The sequence below is a fragment of the Streptococcus oralis genome (genome assembly GCF_016127915.1).
Taxonomy (GTDB): Bacteria; Bacillota; Bacilli; order Lactobacillales; family Streptococcaceae; genus Streptococcus; species Streptococcus oralis_BO.
Genome location: NZ_CP066059.1, coordinates 371799 through 387997, shown reverse-complemented (window position 1 = coordinate 387997; position 16199 = coordinate 371799). Strand labels below are relative to the sequence as shown.

Genomic DNA, 16199 nt, shown 5'->3' with positions numbered 1-16199 from the left:
AGGGCTGGGTTATGGATAAGAAAGAATTATTTGATGCGCTGGACGATTTTTCCCAACAGTTATTGGTGACCTTGGCTGATGTGGAAGCCATCAAGAAAAATCTCAAGAGCTTGGTAGAGGAAAATACAGCTCTTCGGTTGGAAAATAGTAAGTTGCGCGAACGCTTAGGTGAGGTGGAAGCAGATACTCCCGTTAAGGCCAAGCATGTTCGTGAAAGCGTCCGCCGAATCTATAAAGACGGGTTTCACGTATGTAATGATTTTTATGGACAACGCCGAGAGCAGGACGAGGAATGTATGTTCTGTGACGAGTTGTTATACAGGGAGTAAGCATGCAGATTCAAAAAAGTTTTAAGGGGCAATCTCCCTATGGCAAGCTTTACCTAGTGGCAACGCCGATTGGCAATCTAGATGATATGACTTTTCGTGCCATTCAGACCTTGAAAGAGGTGGACTGGATTGCTGCGGAGGACACGCGCAATACGGGTCTCTTACTCAAGCATTTTGACATTTCGACCAAGCAAATCAGCTTTCATGAGCACAATGCCAAGGAAAAAATTCCTGATTTGATTGGTTTCCTGAAAGCAGGACAGAGTATTGCTCAGGTTTCTGATGCGGGTTTACCTAGCATCTCGGACCCTGGTCATGATTTGGTCAAGGCAGCCATCGAAGAAGATATTGCTGTTGTCACAGTTCCAGGTGCCTCTGCAGGGATTTCTGCCTTGATTGCTAGCGGATTGGCGCCACAGCCACATATCTTTTACGGTTTCTTACCGAGAAAATCAGGCCAGCAAAAGCAATTTTTCGACTTGAAAAAAGATTATCCAGAAACTCAGATTTTCTATGAATCGCCCCACCGTGTGGCCGATACGCTGGAAAATATGCTAGAAGTCTATGGTGACCGCTCGGTGGTCTTGGTTAGAGAATTAACCAAAATCTATGAAGAATACCAAAGAGGAAAGATCTCTGAATTGCTAGAAAGCATCGCTGAAACGCCACTCAAGGGCGAGTGCCTTCTCATCGTTGAAGGTGCCAGTCAGGATGTGGAGAAAAAGGACGAGGAGGACTTGTTTTCAGAAATCCAATCTCGTATCCAGCAAGGCATGAAGAAAAATCAAGCCATTAAGGAAGTTGCGAAACTCTACCAGTGGAATAAAAGCCAGCTCTACGCTGCCTACCACGACTGGGAAGAAAATCAAGAAAATGATTAAACAGGGAAGTTTGCCTTCTTCCCTTTTTTTGTTATACTAGTAAAAGAAAATTTAGAAAGATTTGTGGGTGTCAAACAGTCTAGTAGCTTGTTTTGATATGAACTTAGGTCCCACCCAAAGAGGTATTAGTGTCATGTCTCAATCTTATATCAATGTTATCGGAGCAGGTTTGGCAGGTTCTGAAGCAGCCTACCAAATCGCAGAACGTGGTATTCCAGTTAAACTCTATGAAATGCGTGGTGTCAAGTCAACACCCCAACACAAAACAGACAATTTTGCTGAATTGGTTTGTTCCAATTCCTTACGTGGGGATGCTTTGACCAATGCAGTTGGGCTTCTCAAGGAAGAAATGCGTCGCTTGGGTTCTGTTATCTTGGAATCTGCTGAAGCTACACGTGTTCCTGCGGGCGGTGCCCTTGCGGTGGACCGTGACGGTTTCTCCCAAATGGTGACTGAGAAAGTGGCCAACCACCCCTTGATTGAGGTGGTTCGTGATGAAATTACAGAATTGCCGACCGATGTTATTACAGTTGTCGCTACTGGTCCTTTAACCAGCGATGCCCTAGCTGAAAAGATTCATGCCCTTAATGACGGCGATGGTTTCTATTTCTACGACGCGGCGGCGCCGATTATCGATGTCAACACCATTGATATGAGCAAGGTCTATCTCAAGTCTCGTTATGACAAGGGAGAGGCGGCCTACCTCAATGCTCCAATGACCAAGCAAGAGTTTATGGATTTCCATGAAGCCTTGGTCAATGCGGAAGAAGCACCGCTCAATTCCTTTGAAAAAGAAAAGTACTTTGAAGGTTGTATGCCTATCGAAGTCATGGCTAAGCGTGGCATTAAAACCATGCTTTATGGTCCTATGAAACCAGTTGGTCTGGAGTATCCAGACGACTACACAGGACCTCGTGATGGCGAATTTAAAACCCCTTATGCAGTTGTTCAACTTCGTCAGGACAATGCGGCTGGTAGCCTCTACAATATCGTTGGTTTCCAAACCCACCTCAAATGGGGGGAGCAAAAGCGTGTTTTCCAAATGATTCCAGGTCTTGAAAATGCTGAGTTTGTCCGTTATGGGGTCATGCACCGCAATTCTTACATGGATTCACCAAATCTTCTTGAACAGACTTACCGTTCTAAGAAACAACCCAACCTCTTCTTTGCTGGTCAAATGACGGGTGTGGAAGGCTATGTTGAGTCAGCAGCCTCAGGCTTGGTTGCAGGTATTAACGCTGCTCGACTCTTCAAGGGTGAAAGTGAAGCTATCTTCCCAGAGACCACAGCGATCGGAAGTCTAGCTCATTACATCACTCACGCTGATAGCAAACATTTCCAACCAATGAATGTCAATTTTGGGATTATCAAGGAATTGGATGGCGAGCGTATCCGTGATAAGAAGGCTCGTTATGAAAAAATTGCAGAGCGTGCTCTTACCGACTTAGAGGAATTTTTAACTGTCTAATTTTTTTGAAAGAATTGCTCATGATACTATAAAAATCTTAGAAATTGTGATAAAATAGGTAGGATAAAAAAAGGAGAGTAAAAATGGCGAATCCCAAGTATAAACGTATTTTAATCAAGTTATCAGGTGAAGCCCTTGCCGGTGAACGTGGCGTAGGGATTGATATCCAAACAGTTCAAACAATCGCAAAAGAGATTCAAGAAGTTCATAGCTTAGGTATCGAAATTGCCCTTGTTATTGGTGGAGGAAATCTCTGGCGTGGGGAACCTGCTGCAGAAGCAGGAATGGACCGCGTTCAGGCAGATTACACTGGAATGCTTGGGACTGTTATGAATGCTCTTGTGATGGCAGATTCATTGCAACAAGTTGGTGTCGATACGCGTGTACAAACAGCCATTGCCATGCAACAAGTGGCAGAACCTTATGTACGTGGACGTGCCCTTCGCCACCTTGAAAAAGGCCGTATCGTTATCTTTGGTGCTGGGATTGGTTCACCTTACTTCTCAACAGATACAACAGCAGCCCTTCGTGCAGCTGAAATCGAAGCGGATGCCATTCTTATGGCTAAAAATGGCGTAGATGGTGTTTACAATGCTGATCCTAAGAAAGACAAGACTGCCGTTAAGTTTGAAGAATTGACTCACCGTGATGTTATCAACAAAGGTCTTCGTATCATGGATTCAACAGCTTCAACCCTCTCTATGGACAACGACATTGACTTGGTTGTCTTTAACATGAACCAACCAGGCAATATCAAACGTGTCGTATTTGGTGAAAATATCGGAACAACAGTTTCAAACAATATCGAAGAAAAGGAATAAGAAAATTATGGCTAACGCAATTGTAGAAAAAGCTAAAGAGAGAATGACCCAGTCTCACCAATCACTCGCTCGTGAATTTGGTGGTATCCGTGCCGGTCGTGCCAACGCGAGCTTGCTAGACCGTATCCACGTAGAGTACTATGGAGTCGAAACTCCTCTTAACCAAATCGCTTCTATTACTATTCCAGAAGCGCGTGTCTTGTTAGTGACACCATTTGACAAGTCTTCATTGAAAGACGTCGAACGTGCCTTGAACGCTTCTGATCTAGGTATCACACCAGCTAATGACGGCTCTGTGATCCGCTTGGTTATCCCAGCTCTTACAGAAGAGACTCGTCGTGACCTTGCCAAAGAAGTGAAGAAGGTCGGTGAGAATGCTAAAGTGGCTGTTCGCAACATCCGCCGCGACGCTATGGACGAAGCTAAAAAGCAAGAAAAAGCAAAAGAAATCACTGAAGACGAATTGAAGACTCTTGAAAAAGATATTCAAAAAGTAACAGACGATGCTGTGAAACACATCGACGACATGACTGCCAATAAAGAAAAAGAAATCTTGGAAGTCTAAGAAATAAACAGAAAAACTCAGTTGGCATTGCTGGCTGAGTTTTATTCGAAAGAAGGAAATATGAATACAAATCTTGCAAGTTTTATCGTTGGACTCATCATCGATGAAAATGACCGTTTTTACTTTGTACAAAAGGATGGTCAGACCTACGCCCTTGCCAAGGAAGAAGGCCAACATACAGTAGGGGATACGGTCAAAGGTTTTGCCTACACGGATATGAAGCAAAAATTACGCTTGACAACTCTAGAAGTGACTGCAACTCAGGACCAATTTGGTTGGGGAACTGTAACAGAAGTGCGTAAGGATTTGGGTGTCTTTGTTGATACAGGACTTCCTGACAAGGAAATCGTAGTGTCACTGGATATCCTACCTGAACTAAAAGAGCTCTGGCCCAAGAAGGGCGATAAACTTTATATTCGTCTAGAAGTAGACAAGAAAGACCGAATCTGGGGACTCTTGGCTTATCAGGAAGACTTCCAACGTCTGGCTCGTCCTGCCTACAACAACATGCAGAACCAAAACTGGCCAGCCATTGTTTACCGTCTCAAGCTGTCAGGAACATTTGTTTACCTACCAGAGAATAACATGCTTGGTTTCATTCACCCAAGTGAACGTTACGCAGAGCCACGTTTGGGGCAAGTGCTAGATGCGCGTGTCATCGGTTTCCGTGAAGTGGATCGTACCTTGAACCTATCCCTCAAACCACGTTCCTTTGAAATGTTGGAAAATGATGCTCAGATGATTTTGACCTACTTGGAAAGCAATGGCGGTTTCATGACCTTGAATGATAAGTCGTCTCCTGAGGATATCAAGGCAACCTTTGGTATCTCTAAAGGTCAGTTCAAGAAAGCACTCGGTGGCTTGATGAAGGCTGGCAAAATCAAGCAAGACCAGTTTGGTACAGAGTTGATTTAGGTCTTATAGACATGAAAAAGAAACTTGAAGAAATGAGTTTAGAGGAACTCTGGCAACTTTTTCCTATTTTTCTAGTAGAGCACAAGTCAGAGTGGAAAGACTGGTATGAATCGGAAAAAGCAAATCTGAAAAAAATATTGGGTGCAAATGTTATTAAAAGAATAGAACATATCGGTAGCACTGCTATCCCTAATATTTGGGCCAAAAATATCGTTGATATTCTGTTAGAAGTAGGTAGAATAGAGGATTTAGCGAGAGTTAGGGATTTATTGGTGAAGAATGGGTGGCTAGTGATGTCGGAGAGTCCTAACAGGATTTCGCTAAATAAAGGATATACAGAGCAGGGATTTGCTGAGAAAGTTTTTCATTTACATTTGCGAATGACGGGAGATCATGACGAGATTTATTTTAGAGATTATCTCTGCCAGCATCCAGATATCGCCCAAGCGTATCAGGAATTAAAACTAAGTTTGTGGAAACAATTTGAACACAATCGAGACGCCTATACAGATGCGAAAACGGATTTTATAAACCACTACGTTTCAGAGGCTAAGTCCAGTAATTTTCAAGAATCAGAAAAGTGTCATCAAAAAAAGTCTTGATAGGAGAAAGAATTGAGAAAATCATTTTACACTTGGCTCATGACTGAGCGCAATCCTAAAAGTAACAGTCCCAAGTCTATCTTGGCAGACCTCGCTTTTGAAGAGTCGGCCTTTCCAAAACACACGGATGATTTTGATGAGGTGAGTCGCTTTTTGGAGGAACATGCCAGTTTCTCTTTTAACTTAGGAGACTTTGACGCCATCTGGCAAGAATACTTAGAACACTAGAGACAATGAGATGAGGCTAGTATTTTATTGTTCTCTTTGCTATAATAAAAAGAAATAAACGGATTAGAGAGGTTCTTTATTTGAAGGAACATTCAATAGACATTCAACTGAGTCATCCAGATGACTTGTTTCATCTTTTTGGTTCCAATGAGCGCCATCTTCGTTTGATGGAAGAAGAGCTCGATGTGGTGATTCATGCCCGTACGGAGATTGTCCAGGTTTTGGGCGAAGAGACTGCCTGTGAGGAAGCCCGTCAGGTTATTCAGGCTTTGATGGTCTTGGTGAATCGAGGAATGACGGTTGGCACGCCAGATGTGGTGACTGCGATTAGCATGGTCAAGAACGATGAAATCGATAAGTTTGTCGCCCTTTACGAAGAAGAAATTATTAAGGACAATACAGGGAAGCCTATCCGTGTCAAAACACTGGGTCAAAAACTTTATGTGGACAGTGTCAAACAGCATGATGTGACCTTTGGAATCGGGCCTGCAGGGACAGGGAAGACCTTTCTTGCAGTGACCTTGGCGGTGACGGCCCTTAAACGTGGGCAGGTCAAGCGGATTATCCTTACTCGTCCAGCCGTTGAAGCAGGAGAGAGTCTTGGATTTCTTCCGGGTGATCTCAAGGAGAAGGTGGATCCTTACCTTCGACCTGTTTACGATGCCTTGTATCAGATTCTTGGTAAAGACCAAACCACCCGCCTCATGGAGCGTGAAATTATAGAAATCGCGCCCCTTGCCTACATGCGTGGACGGACCTTGGACGATGCCTTTGTCATTCTCGATGAGGCGCAAAATACGACTATCATGCAGATGAAGATGTTCCTGACTCGTTTAGGCTTTAATTCGAAGATGATTGTCAATGGAGATATCAGCCAGATTGACCTGCCACGCAATGTTAAGTCCGGTTTGATTGATGCCCAAGAAAAGCTCAAGAATATTCACCAAATCGACTTTGTTCATTTTTCAGCTAAGGATGTGGTTCGTCATCCAGTTGTCGCTCAAATCATCCGAGCTTATGAACCAGCTCCAGTTAAAAATGAAGAAAAGAAGGAAGAGACAGAATAGCAAAAAAAGAGCAGTTCCATTTGAACTGCTCTTTTTCTGATTTATGTGACTATTAGTCTGTCTCGCTCCGTAAGGTGCGAGACAAATAAACCACCCGCTAAGCGGGTGCGCGTCAAAGGTTATACCAAAAACTCCAAACGCGATACAATAAAGGTGTTCAAGCCAATTGTAAAGCGAAAGGAGAAAAATATGGCACAAAAGGCACATAGTTTATCACACACAAAGTGGATGTGTAAATATCACATTGTGTCACCCCTAAGTATAGACGAAAAGTCATTTATAATCAATATCGAAGCAGTTTGGGAGAAATATTTCGTCGATTATGTAGTTATAAAGGTGTTGAGATTATCGAAGGCCATTTAATGCCTGATCATGTACATATGTTAGTAAGTATTCCACCAAGGATAAGTGTTTCAAGTTTCATGGGGTATTTAAAAGGCAAAAGTGCTCTCATGATGTTTGATAAGCACGCCAATCTAAAATATAAGTTTGGGAACCGACATTTTTGGGCGGAAGGTTATTATGTAAGTACAGTAGGGCTCAATGAAGCCACAATTAAGAAATATATTCAAGAGCAGGAAAGGCATGATATAGCGTTGGATAAATTGAGTGTAAAAGAATATGAGGATCCCTTTAGGGATAGTGGTAAGTAATACTAAAGGCTCTTTGAGAGGCAAGTGACGAGTCAAGAGCAATAAGGCTTGAACAACGTGAAAGCCAGCGTCTTTAGGCGCTGGCTGGTGATTTGGGCTTATAGCCCTAGTGCAAACCACCCGTTAGACGGGTGGTTATGATTTAATGACTGATTGTTGTTAAACAAGTTCGTCGATTGACGTGTGATCTTTATCGAGACCTTGAGCAACTGGGAGGCTGGTCAAGTAACCTTGATAAGTGGTCACCCCTTGACGCAAGCCCTCATCTTCAGCAATTGCTTGTGCGAATCCTTTGTCAGCCAATGCTTCGATATAAGGAAGAGTGACATTGGTTAGGGCGATAGTAGAAGTACGGGCGACCGCACCAGGAATATTGGCAACGGCATAGTGGAGAACACCATGTTTTTCATAGACAGGTTCATCGTGCGTTGTCACACGGTCAGCTGTCTCGATAACACCACCTTGGTCAACAGCAACGTCAACGATGACAGATCCTGGACGCATTTGTTTGACCATCTCATCTGTCACCAATTTTGGTGCTTTGGCACCTGGGATGAGAACCGCTCCAATTACCACATCAGCATCTCTCACGCTTGCCTCAATGTTGAAAGAATTTGACATAAGAGTTTGGATTTGGTTCCCAAAGATTTCCTCTAACACTGAGAGACGTTTAGCACTGATATCTAAAATAGTTACTTGGGCACCAAGTCCAAGGGCGATGCGGGCAGCATGTGTCCCGACGACACCGCCACCGATGATGGTTACTTTTCCTTTTGGAACACCTGGTACACCACCAAGTAGAACACCAGAGCCACCAGCTTGTTTGGTAAGGAAGTGAGCTCCGATTTGAACCGCCATACGACCAGCAACTTCACTCATAGGAACGAGGAGTGGTAACTGACCTTGATTATCACGGACAGTTTCATAGGCAATTCCTGTTGTTTTGGCTACTAGCATAGCATCTGCTAATTCTGGAGCAGCAGCCATGTGCAAGTAGGTGAAGAGGAGAAGATCGTCGCGCAAATAAGCATATTCAGAAGCTAGTGGTTCTTTTACTTTCACGACCAACTCGGCAGCCCAGGCTTCAGCAGCAGTTACGACAATCTCAGCTCCTTGCTTTTGATAGTCAGCATCAGTAAATCCTGAACCGAGACCAGCATTTGTTTCGATGAGGACACGATGTCCACGGCTGACTAAACTATGGACGCCAGCAGGAGTTAGGGCAACGCGGTTTTCGTTATTTTTAATTTCTTTTGGGATTCCGATTAACATAGAGATAACCTACCTTTCAATTGACGGGATTGTTTTAGTTGTCACATTTCGGTTCATAAATCAAAAATGTGATGGTTTTATTGTATATGAAACCGCTTCAAAAATCAAGAAAAACTTGTCATCCAAATTTATTTATGCTAGACTAGTGAGAATCAAGCTCTAATGGAGGGAAAAGTATGGAATCAATATTTGTGATATTTACCCAGTATCCATCTATAGAAACGAAGCGTTTATTGCTCCGACCTGTAACCTTGGATGATGCAGAAGCTATGTTTGAGTATGCTTCAGACAGAGAAAAGACACGCTACACTTTTCCAACAAATCAAAGCTTAGAAGAAACCAAGAACAACATCGCTCAGTTCTACTTAACCAATCCCTTGGGACGGTGGGGAATCGAACTAAAAAGCAATGGTCAGTTTATCGGAACTATTGATTTGCACAAGATTGACCCCATTCTCAAAAAAGCAGCTATTGGTTACATTATCAACCAAAAGTATTGGAATCAAGGATTGACGACAGAAGCCAATCGTGCCGTGATTGAACTGGCTTTTGAGAAGATTGGAATGAACAAGTTGACTGCTCTTCACGACAAAGACAATCCCGCATCTGGCAAGGTCATGGAGAAATCAGGTATGCGCTTTTCCCACCAAGAACCATATGCCAGAATGGATAATAAAGAACCAGGTCGAATTGTCACAAGAGTTCATTATGTCTTGACTAAGGAAGACTATTTTGCAAATAAATAAGCAGTTGAAAAGAAATTTTCGACTGTTTTTTCTTTCTCTTGCGAATAACTTAAGAGAGGAGAAAATATGGAAGCAATTATCGAGAAAATCAAAGAGTATAAAATCATTGTCATCTGTGCTTGTTTGGGTCTGGCCTTAGGTGGCTTTTTCCTGCTAAAGCCAAGTTCACAAACATCTGTGAAAGAAACGAATTTGCAGGCTGAAGTTGCAGCCGTTTCAAAGGATTCATCGTCTGAAAAAGAAGTGAAGAAGGAGGAAAAAGAAGAATCTCCTGAACAAGATCTAATTACAGTGGATGTCAAAGGTGCCGTTAAATCGCCAGGGATTTATGATTTGCCAGTAGGCAGTCGTGTTCATGATGCCGTTCAGAAAGCTGGTGGCTTGACAGAGGAGGCAGATAGTAAGTCGCTCAATCTCGCTCAGAAAGTCAGTGACGAGGCTCTTGTCTATGTTCAAACTAAGGGGGAAGAATCAGCTAGTCAGCAGGTTGCCTCTGGAACGACTCCCTCGACAAGTAAAGAAAAGAAGGTCAACCTCAATAAAGCTAGTCTGGAAGAACTCAAGCAGGTCAAGGGACTGGGTGGCAAACGAGCCCAGGATATTATTGATCATCGTGAGGCAAATGGCAAATTCAAGTCGGTAGATGAATTAAAGAAAGTCTCTGGTATTGGCGCTAAGACCATAGAAAAGCTAAAAGATTATGTCACAGTGGATTAAGAATTCCCCTATCCCCCTAATCTATCTGAGTTTTCTGTTACTCTGGCTTTACTATGCCATTTTTGGAGCGTCCTATCTCGCACTGCTAGGTTTTGTTTTTTTGCTTGTCTGTCTCTTTTTCCAATTTCCTTGGAAATCGGCTGGAAAAGTTCTAGCGATTTGTGGAGTTTTTGGATTTTGGTTTCTGTTTCAAAATTGGCAACAGACACAAGTTAGTCAAAAGTTAGTGGATTCTGTTGAGAAGGTACGGATTTTACCAGATACTATCAAAGTCAATGGAGATAGTCTGTCCTTTCGGGGCAAGGCTGACGGCCGCACCTTCCAAGTTTACTATAAACTCCAGTCCGAGGAGGAGAAAGAGCAATTTCAAGCCTTGACAGACCTTCATGAGATAGAACTAGAAGGAAAACTTTCAGAGCCTGAAGGTCAGAGGAATTTTGGTGGATTTGACTATCAAGCCTATCTAAAGACTCAAGGGATTTACCAGACATTGACTATCAAGAACATCCAGTCACTTAAACAGGTTAGCAGTTGGGATATAGGAGAAAATCTGTCCAGTTTACGTCGAAAGGCTGTAGTTTGGATAAAGACGCACTTTCCAGATCCTATGCGCAACTATATGACAGGTCTTCTTTTAGGACATTTGGACACGGACTTTGAGGAGATGAATGAGCTCTATTCCAGTCTTGGAATTATCCATCTCTTTGCCTTGTCGGGTATGCAGGTGGGCTTCTTTATGGATGCCTTTAAGAAACTCCTCTTACGATTGGGCTTGACCCAAGAAAAGTTGAAGTGGCTGACCTATCCCTTTTCCCTTATCTATGCAGGTCTGACAGGATTTTCAGCTTCGGTCATTCGCAGTCTCTTGCAAAAGTTACTAGCCCAACATGGTGTTAAAGGTTTGGATAATTTTGCCTTGACGATCCTTGTCCTTTTTATCATTATGCCCAACTTTTTCCTAACTGCAGGAGGAGTCTTGTCCTGCGCCTATGCTTTTATCTTGACCATGACAAGCAAAGAAGGGGAGGGGCTCAAGGCTGTTGCCAGAGAAAGTTTGGTCATTTCTTTGGGAATATTGCCCATTCTATCCTTCTATTTTGCAGAATTTCAGCCTTGGTCTATTCTTTTGACCTTTGTTTTTTCCTTTCTGTTTGATGTGGTATTCTTACCGCTTTTGTCCATCTTATTCATTCTGTCTTTTGTTTACCCAGTCACTCAGTTTAACTTTGTCTTTGAGTGGTTAGAGGGCGTCATTCGCTTGGTATCGCAGCTGGCAAGCAGGCCTCTGGTCTTTGGTCAACCCAACGCATGGCTGTTGATTCTACTGTTAGTTTCATTAGCCTTAGTCTATGACATGAGGAAAAACATTAAAAGACTAGCAGGATTTAGTCTCTTTATTGTGTGTCTCTTTTTCCTGACCAAGCATCCACTTGAAAATGAAATTACCATGCTGGATGTTGGGCAAGGAGAAAGTATTTTCCTACGGGATGTAACTAGTAAAACTATTCTCATAGATGTTGGTGGTAAGGTAGAAGCTAGTAAGAAAATCGGGGTTTGGCAAGAAAAGGTGACGACCAGCAATGCTCAGAGAACCTTGATTCCCTATCTTAAAAGTCGAGGAGTAGACAAGATTGACCAGCTGATTTTGACCAATACAGACAAGGAGCATGTTGGAGATTTACTAGAGGTGACCAAGGCTTTCCATGTTGGGGAGATTTTAGTATCAAAAGGAAGTCTGACACAGAAGGAATTTGTAGCAGAATTAGAAGCAAGCCAAACCAAGGTGCGCAGTGTAACAGTAGGGGAGAACTTGCCGATTTTTGGGAGTCAGTTAGAAGTCCTATCTCCAAGGCAGATTGGAGATGATGATCGTGATGGTTCCCTGGTTCTTTATGGAAAACTTTTGGATAAGCACTTTCTCTTCACAGGAAATTTGAAAGAGAAGGGAGAGAAAGACTTGCTGAAGCAATACCCTGACCTAGAGGTGGAGGTCTTGAAAGCAGGCCAGCATGGTGCTAAAACCTCATCCAATCCAGCTTTCCTAGAAAACCTCAAACCAGAAATTACTCTCATCTCAGTTGGAAAAAACAATCTTGCGAAACTCCCCCATCAGGAAACCTTGACTCGACTAGAAACCATCAAGAGTAAGATTTACCGAACTGACCAGCAAGGGGCTATCCGCTTTAAAGGGTGGAATAGTTGGCGAATGGAAAGTGTTCGTTAGGAAGAAAAATGTTAAATATTAGTGAAATAGACTCAAAATCTGTTGCATAATACAGGGAAAAATGATATAATTAAAGCGCTTTCGAAAGTAAATATATTAATGAGGTGAAAACCATGAAAAAATCAGCAAAAGTCGCTTTATTAGCTAGTTTGTTATCTATTGGTCTTTTTCAGTCCAGTGTATCTGCTGTGACAGTCACTAAAAGTTACAGGTATGATTGGAATACTGTTTGGGAATATAGTACCAACTATCACGACCATCAATATGCTTGGATTCCGTCATGGTCTCGTTATGAAGGCTATTCTGAGTATAAAGTTGATAGTGGTTGGAATTACGATCGTTATGAAGTCATAAACTACTACAGCGGAGGTTATTAATCGTTAAAGAGTGAGAAAAAGGAGGGCTGAATATGTTAAATCTTACTCATGTTACCTTAAAAACGCGACAAGTCATCTTGCAAGATGCGGATTTCACCTTTAAAAAAGGTAAGATTTATGGCCTTCTTGCTATCAATGGCTCTGGAAAGACGACCCTGTTCCGAGCTATTAGCAAGTTGCTTCCCCTTAGTAGTGGACATATCGCAGCCCCTCCTTCTTTGTTTTATTATGAGAGCGTTGAATGGCTGGATGGAAACTTAAGTGGGATGGACTACCTTCGTCTTATAAAAAACATCTGGAAGTCAGACCTGAACTTGAGGGATGAAATCGCCTACTGGGAAATGTCTGACTATATCAGCCTTCCTATCCGCAAGTATTCCTTAGGGATGAAGCAACGCTTAGTGATTGCTATGTATTTCCTCAGTCAGGCGAAATGCTGGCTCATGGATGAGATTACAAATGGCTTAGATGAGTATTATCGACAGAAGTTTTTTGATAGGCTGGCACAAATCAATAGACAAGAGCAGCTGGTTCTTTTGAGTTCCCACTACAAAGAGGAGTTAGTGGAGATTTGCGATCGCATCGTAACCATTCGTCAGGGACAGATAGAAGAGGTTTAGTTTATGAAAGATGTTGGTCTATTTTTATTGAAAAAAGTTTTCAAAAGTCGCTTAAACTGGATTATCTTACTTTTATTTGCATCTGTACTCGGTGTTACCTTTTATTTCAATAGTCGGACTGCAAACTCAGTCAGCTTGGAGAGTCGGTTGGAAACTCGTATTGCAGCCAACGAGAGAGCTATCAATGAAAATGAAGCGAAACTCTCCCAAATGTCTGACACCAGCTCGGAGGAATACCAATTTGCTAAAGAAAATTTAGACTTACAAAAAAATCTTTTGACTCAAAAGAAAGAAATTCTGGCTTTGTTAAAAGAAGGACGCTGGAAAGAAGCCTACTATTTGCAGTGGCAAGCTGAGGAAAAGAGTTATGAAATTGTATCGAAGGAACCGACTTCTAGCTCTGACTTAAAAATGGCGGTTGACCGCGAACGAAAGACTTACCAAGCCCTGTATCCCTTGAACATAAAAGCCCACAATTTAGAATATCCGACCCACGGGATTGATCAGATTGTCTGGATTTTAGAGGCTATCATCCCAACCTTGTTTGTGATTGGTATTATTTTTATGCTAACACAACTGTTCGCAGAAAGATATCAAAATAATCTCGATACAGCTCAGTTATATCCTTTTTCAAAAGTGACATTTGCCATGTCCTCTCTGGGAGTTGGGGTGAGCTACGTAACCGTGCTATTTATCGGAATCAGCGGCTTTTCTTTTCTAGTGGGAAGTCTGATAGGTGGTTTTGGGCAGTTAGATTATCCCTACCCGATTTATAGCTTAACGAATCAAGAGGTAACTATTGGAAAGATACAAGATGTATTATTTCCTGGCTTGTTATTAGTTTTCTTAGCCTTTATCGTCATTGTAGAAGTTGTGTATTTGATTGCTTACTTTTTTAAGCAAAAAATGCCTGTCCTCTTTCTTTCACTCATTGGAATTGTTGGCTTATTGTTTGGCATTCAAACGATTCAGCCTCTTCAGAGTATTGCCCATCTGATTCCCTTTACTTACTTGCGTTCAGTAGAGATTTTATCTGGAAGATTACCTAAACAAATTGATAATGTCAATCTAAATTGGAGCATGGGGATGATCTTACTTCCTTGCCTGATTATCCTTTTGTTAGTGGGGATTCTATTTATTGAAAGATGGGGAAGTTCACGTAAAAAGGAAGTTGTTAATAGATCTTAGCATTCCTATAGGGAAGCTAAGGAAAAAACTAACACAGGGAGGGAACCGGAATGGTTCTCTCTTTTTGATGCGGAAAAATCAAGAAGAAAACAGAAAGTTTTTCGAAAAAATGACTTTTTATCTTGACAAGGGATAGAAAACTTGGTATCATATAAAAGTTGAGAAAAGCAGAAGTGAGAGCTTCTCGCCTTGTGACATCAAGTTGCCTGGCCCTACGGATGAAAAGTTTCTAAGAAACGCTATCATAACGTGCGGGCTTGTATTATTACGAGTCCGCTATTGTTTTTCTCTAATAATAAAAAAGAGGTGAAAACCATAGCAAAGCAAGACTTATTCATCAATGATGAAATTCGTGTACGTGAAGTTCGCTTGATCGGTCTTGAGGGAGAACAGCTAGGTATCAAGCCACTCAGCGAAGCGCAAGCATTGGCTGATAGTGCAAATGTTGACTTAGTATTGATTCAACCCCAAGCAAAACCACCTGTTGCTAAAATTATGGACTACGGTAAGTTCAAATTTGAGTATCAGAAAAAGCAAAAAGAACAACGGAAAAAACAAAGTGTTGTTACTGTGAAAGAAGTTCGTCTGAGTCCAACTATTGACAAGGGTGACTTTGACACAAAACTTCGCAATGCACGCAAGTTCCTTGAAAAAGGAAATAAAGTTAAGGTATCCATTCGCTTTAAAGGGCGTATGATCACCCATAAAGAGATTGGTGCAAAAGTTTTAGCCGAGTTTGCTGAAGCAACACAAGATATTGCAATCATCGAACAACGAGCTAAGATGGATGGACGCCAAATGTTCATGCAGTTGGCGCCAGCAACTGACAAAAAATAATTGTCAGAAAGTTAAATAAAGGAGAAAAAATCATGCCAAAACAAAAAACACACCGCGCATCAGCTAAACGTTTCAAACGTACAGGTTCTGGTGGACTTAAACGTTTCCGTGCTTACACTTCTCACCGTTTCCACGGAAAAACTAAGAAACAACGTCGTCATCTTCGTAAAGCATCTATGGTGCACTCAGGAGATTTCAAACGTATCAAAGCAATGCTTACTCGCTTGAAATAATAGCCTAACAGTAAGTAAACAATTCTAGGAAATATTTGGAGGAAATAAAACATGGCACGTGTTAAAGGTGGCGTTGTATCACGCAAACGTCGTAAACGTATTCTTAAATTAGCAAAAGGTTACTATGGAGCTAAACACATCTTGTTCCGTACTGCAAAAGAACAAGTAATGAACTCTTACTACTATGCATACCGTGACCGTCGTCAGAAAAAACGTGACTTCCGTAAATTGTGGATCACTCGTATCAATGCGGCAGCTCGTTTGAACGGACTTTCATACTCACAATTGATGCATGGTTTGAAATTGGCTGAAATCGAAGTTAACCGTAAAATGCTTGCTGACTTGGCTGTTAACGATGCAGCAGCTTTCACAGCTCTTGCAGATGCAGCTAAAGCAAAACTTGGTAAATAATGACAAACTGTTTCATTCTTACTCTCGTGGTTTTTACCGCAAGAG

19 protein-coding genes, 1 pseudogene and 1 other annotated feature are annotated in these 16199 nt (G+C 42.0%); of the genes and pseudogenes, 19 read left to right on the top strand and 1 reads right to left on the bottom strand.

Translation table 11 applies throughout. The annotated features are described in order from the left end of the window. Nucleotides 1–11 precede the first annotated feature (11 nt). The 10 genes and pseudogenes from yabA to tnpA all read left to right on the top strand — a co-directional run bounded on the left by yabA (nucleotide 12) and on the right by tnpA (nucleotide 7529). Nucleotides 12–329, top strand: coding sequence for a DNA replication initiation control protein YabA (gene yabA / locus I6H78_RS01855; RefSeq protein WP_000358229.1), 318 nt, complete (start codon nucleotides 12–14; stop codon nucleotides 327–329). 2 nt (nucleotides 330–331) lie between these two features. Next, nucleotides 332–1210, top strand: coding sequence for a 16S rRNA (cytidine(1402)-2'-O)-methyltransferase (gene rsmI, locus I6H78_RS01850; protein ID WP_198459761.1), 879 nt, complete (start codon nucleotides 332–334; stop codon nucleotides 1208–1210). A gap of 133 nt (nucleotides 1211–1343) precedes the next feature. Next, a complete protein-coding gene (trmFO, locus tag I6H78_RS01845; RefSeq protein WP_007518882.1) occupies nucleotides 1344–2678 on the top strand; it encodes a methylenetetrahydrofolate--tRNA-(uracil(54)-C(5))-methyltransferase (FADH(2)-oxidizing) TrmFO in 1335 nt (444 codons plus the stop codon). Between the two features lie 83 nt (nucleotides 2679–2761). Then, entirely contained in the window at nucleotides 2762–3499 is a 738-nt protein-coding gene (gene pyrH / locus I6H78_RS01840) for a UMP kinase (RefSeq protein WP_000002996.1), read from the top strand. A gap of 7 nt (nucleotides 3500–3506) precedes the next feature. Continuing rightward, the gene (frr, locus tag I6H78_RS01835) at nucleotides 3507–4064 is read left to right on the top strand and encodes a ribosome recycling factor (protein WP_198459760.1); all 558 of its coding nucleotides are present in this window, start codon (nucleotides 3507–3509) and stop codon (nucleotides 4062–4064) included. A gap of 60 nt (nucleotides 4065–4124) precedes the next feature. After that, on the top strand, nucleotides 4125–4979 hold the full coding sequence (cvfB, locus tag I6H78_RS01830; RefSeq protein WP_001095457.1) for an RNA-binding virulence regulatory protein CvfB: 855 nt from the start codon (nucleotides 4125–4127) through the stop codon (nucleotides 4977–4979). Between the two features lie 11 nt (nucleotides 4980–4990). Then, a complete protein-coding gene (locus I6H78_RS01825; protein WP_198459759.1) occupies nucleotides 4991–5581 on the top strand; it encodes a GrpB family protein in 591 nt (196 codons plus the stop codon). Nucleotides 5582–5593: 12 nt separating this feature from the next. Next, nucleotides 5594–5809: a YozE family protein gene (locus I6H78_RS01820; RefSeq protein WP_198459758.1), complete on the top strand. Its 216-nt coding sequence runs from the start codon at nucleotides 5594–5596 to the stop codon at nucleotides 5807–5809. Between the two features lie 80 nt (nucleotides 5810–5889). Continuing rightward, on the top strand, nucleotides 5890–6876 hold the full coding sequence (locus I6H78_RS01815) for a PhoH family protein (RefSeq protein WP_125425819.1): 987 nt from the start codon (nucleotides 5890–5892) through the stop codon (nucleotides 6874–6876). 189 nt (nucleotides 6877–7065) lie between these two features. Beyond that, nucleotides 7066–7529 (top strand): annotated as a pseudogene (gene tnpA, locus I6H78_RS01810) (IS200/IS605 family transposase). Nucleotides 7530–7688: 159 nt separating this feature from the next. Here the strand turns inward: tnpA and ald are convergent. Then, on the bottom strand, nucleotides 7689–8801 hold the full coding sequence (ald, locus tag I6H78_RS01805) for an alanine dehydrogenase (protein ID WP_198459757.1): 1113 nt from the start codon (nucleotides 8799–8801) through the stop codon (nucleotides 7689–7691). A 176-nt stretch (nucleotides 8802–8977) separates the two neighbouring features. Between ald and I6H78_RS01800 the strand changes: the two genes are divergently transcribed. The 9 genes from I6H78_RS01800 (at nucleotide 8978) to rplT (ending at nucleotide 16154) form a co-directional block, all read left to right on the top strand. Next, a complete protein-coding gene (locus I6H78_RS01800) occupies nucleotides 8978–9547 on the top strand; it encodes a GNAT family N-acetyltransferase (protein WP_198459756.1) in 570 nt (189 codons plus the stop codon). Nucleotides 9548–9613: 66 nt separating this feature from the next. Next, nucleotides 9614–10264: a helix-hairpin-helix domain-containing protein gene (locus I6H78_RS01795; protein WP_198459755.1), complete on the top strand. Its 651-nt coding sequence runs from the start codon at nucleotides 9614–9616 to the stop codon at nucleotides 10262–10264. Then, nucleotides 10248–12488, top strand: a complete 2241-nt coding sequence (locus tag I6H78_RS01790; RefSeq protein WP_198459754.1) for a DNA internalization-related competence protein ComEC/Rec2 — start codon at nucleotides 10248–10250, stop codon at nucleotides 12486–12488. The genes I6H78_RS01795 and I6H78_RS01790 overlap by 17 nt, the downstream gene beginning before the upstream one ends. Before the next feature lie 188 nt (nucleotides 12489–12676). Beyond that, a complete protein-coding gene (locus I6H78_RS01785; protein WP_061419442.1) occupies nucleotides 12677–12865 on the top strand; it encodes a hypothetical protein in 189 nt (62 codons plus the stop codon). Nucleotides 12866–12897: 32 nt separating this feature from the next. Continuing rightward, a complete protein-coding gene (locus I6H78_RS01780; RefSeq protein ID WP_198459752.1) occupies nucleotides 12898–13485 on the top strand; it encodes an ABC transporter ATP-binding protein in 588 nt (195 codons plus the stop codon). A 3-nt stretch (nucleotides 13486–13488) separates the two neighbouring features. After that, nucleotides 13489–14673 carry a hypothetical protein gene (locus I6H78_RS01775; protein WP_198459751.1) on the top strand — a complete coding sequence of 395 codons (1185 nt, stop codon included), beginning with the start codon at nucleotides 13489–13491 and terminating at the stop codon, nucleotides 14671–14673. 159 nt (nucleotides 14674–14832) lie between these two features. Then, nucleotides 14833–14964, top strand: a sequence feature (ribosomal protein L20 leader region). 15 nt (nucleotides 14965–14979) lie between these two features. Then, nucleotides 14980–15510, top strand: coding sequence for a translation initiation factor IF-3 (gene infC, locus I6H78_RS01770; protein WP_000848184.1), 531 nt, complete (start codon nucleotides 14980–14982; stop codon nucleotides 15508–15510). A 32-nt stretch (nucleotides 15511–15542) separates the two neighbouring features. Continuing rightward, a complete protein-coding gene (rpmI, locus tag I6H78_RS01765; RefSeq protein WP_001125942.1) occupies nucleotides 15543–15743 on the top strand; it encodes a 50S ribosomal protein L35 in 201 nt (66 codons plus the stop codon). 51 nt (nucleotides 15744–15794) lie between these two features. Next, nucleotides 15795–16154 (top strand): 50S ribosomal protein L20, encoded by a 360-nt coding sequence (rplT, locus tag I6H78_RS01760; protein ID WP_000124830.1) that lies wholly within the window; start codon nucleotides 15795–15797, stop codon nucleotides 16152–16154. The last annotated feature ends 45 nt before the right edge of the window (nucleotides 16155–16199 follow it).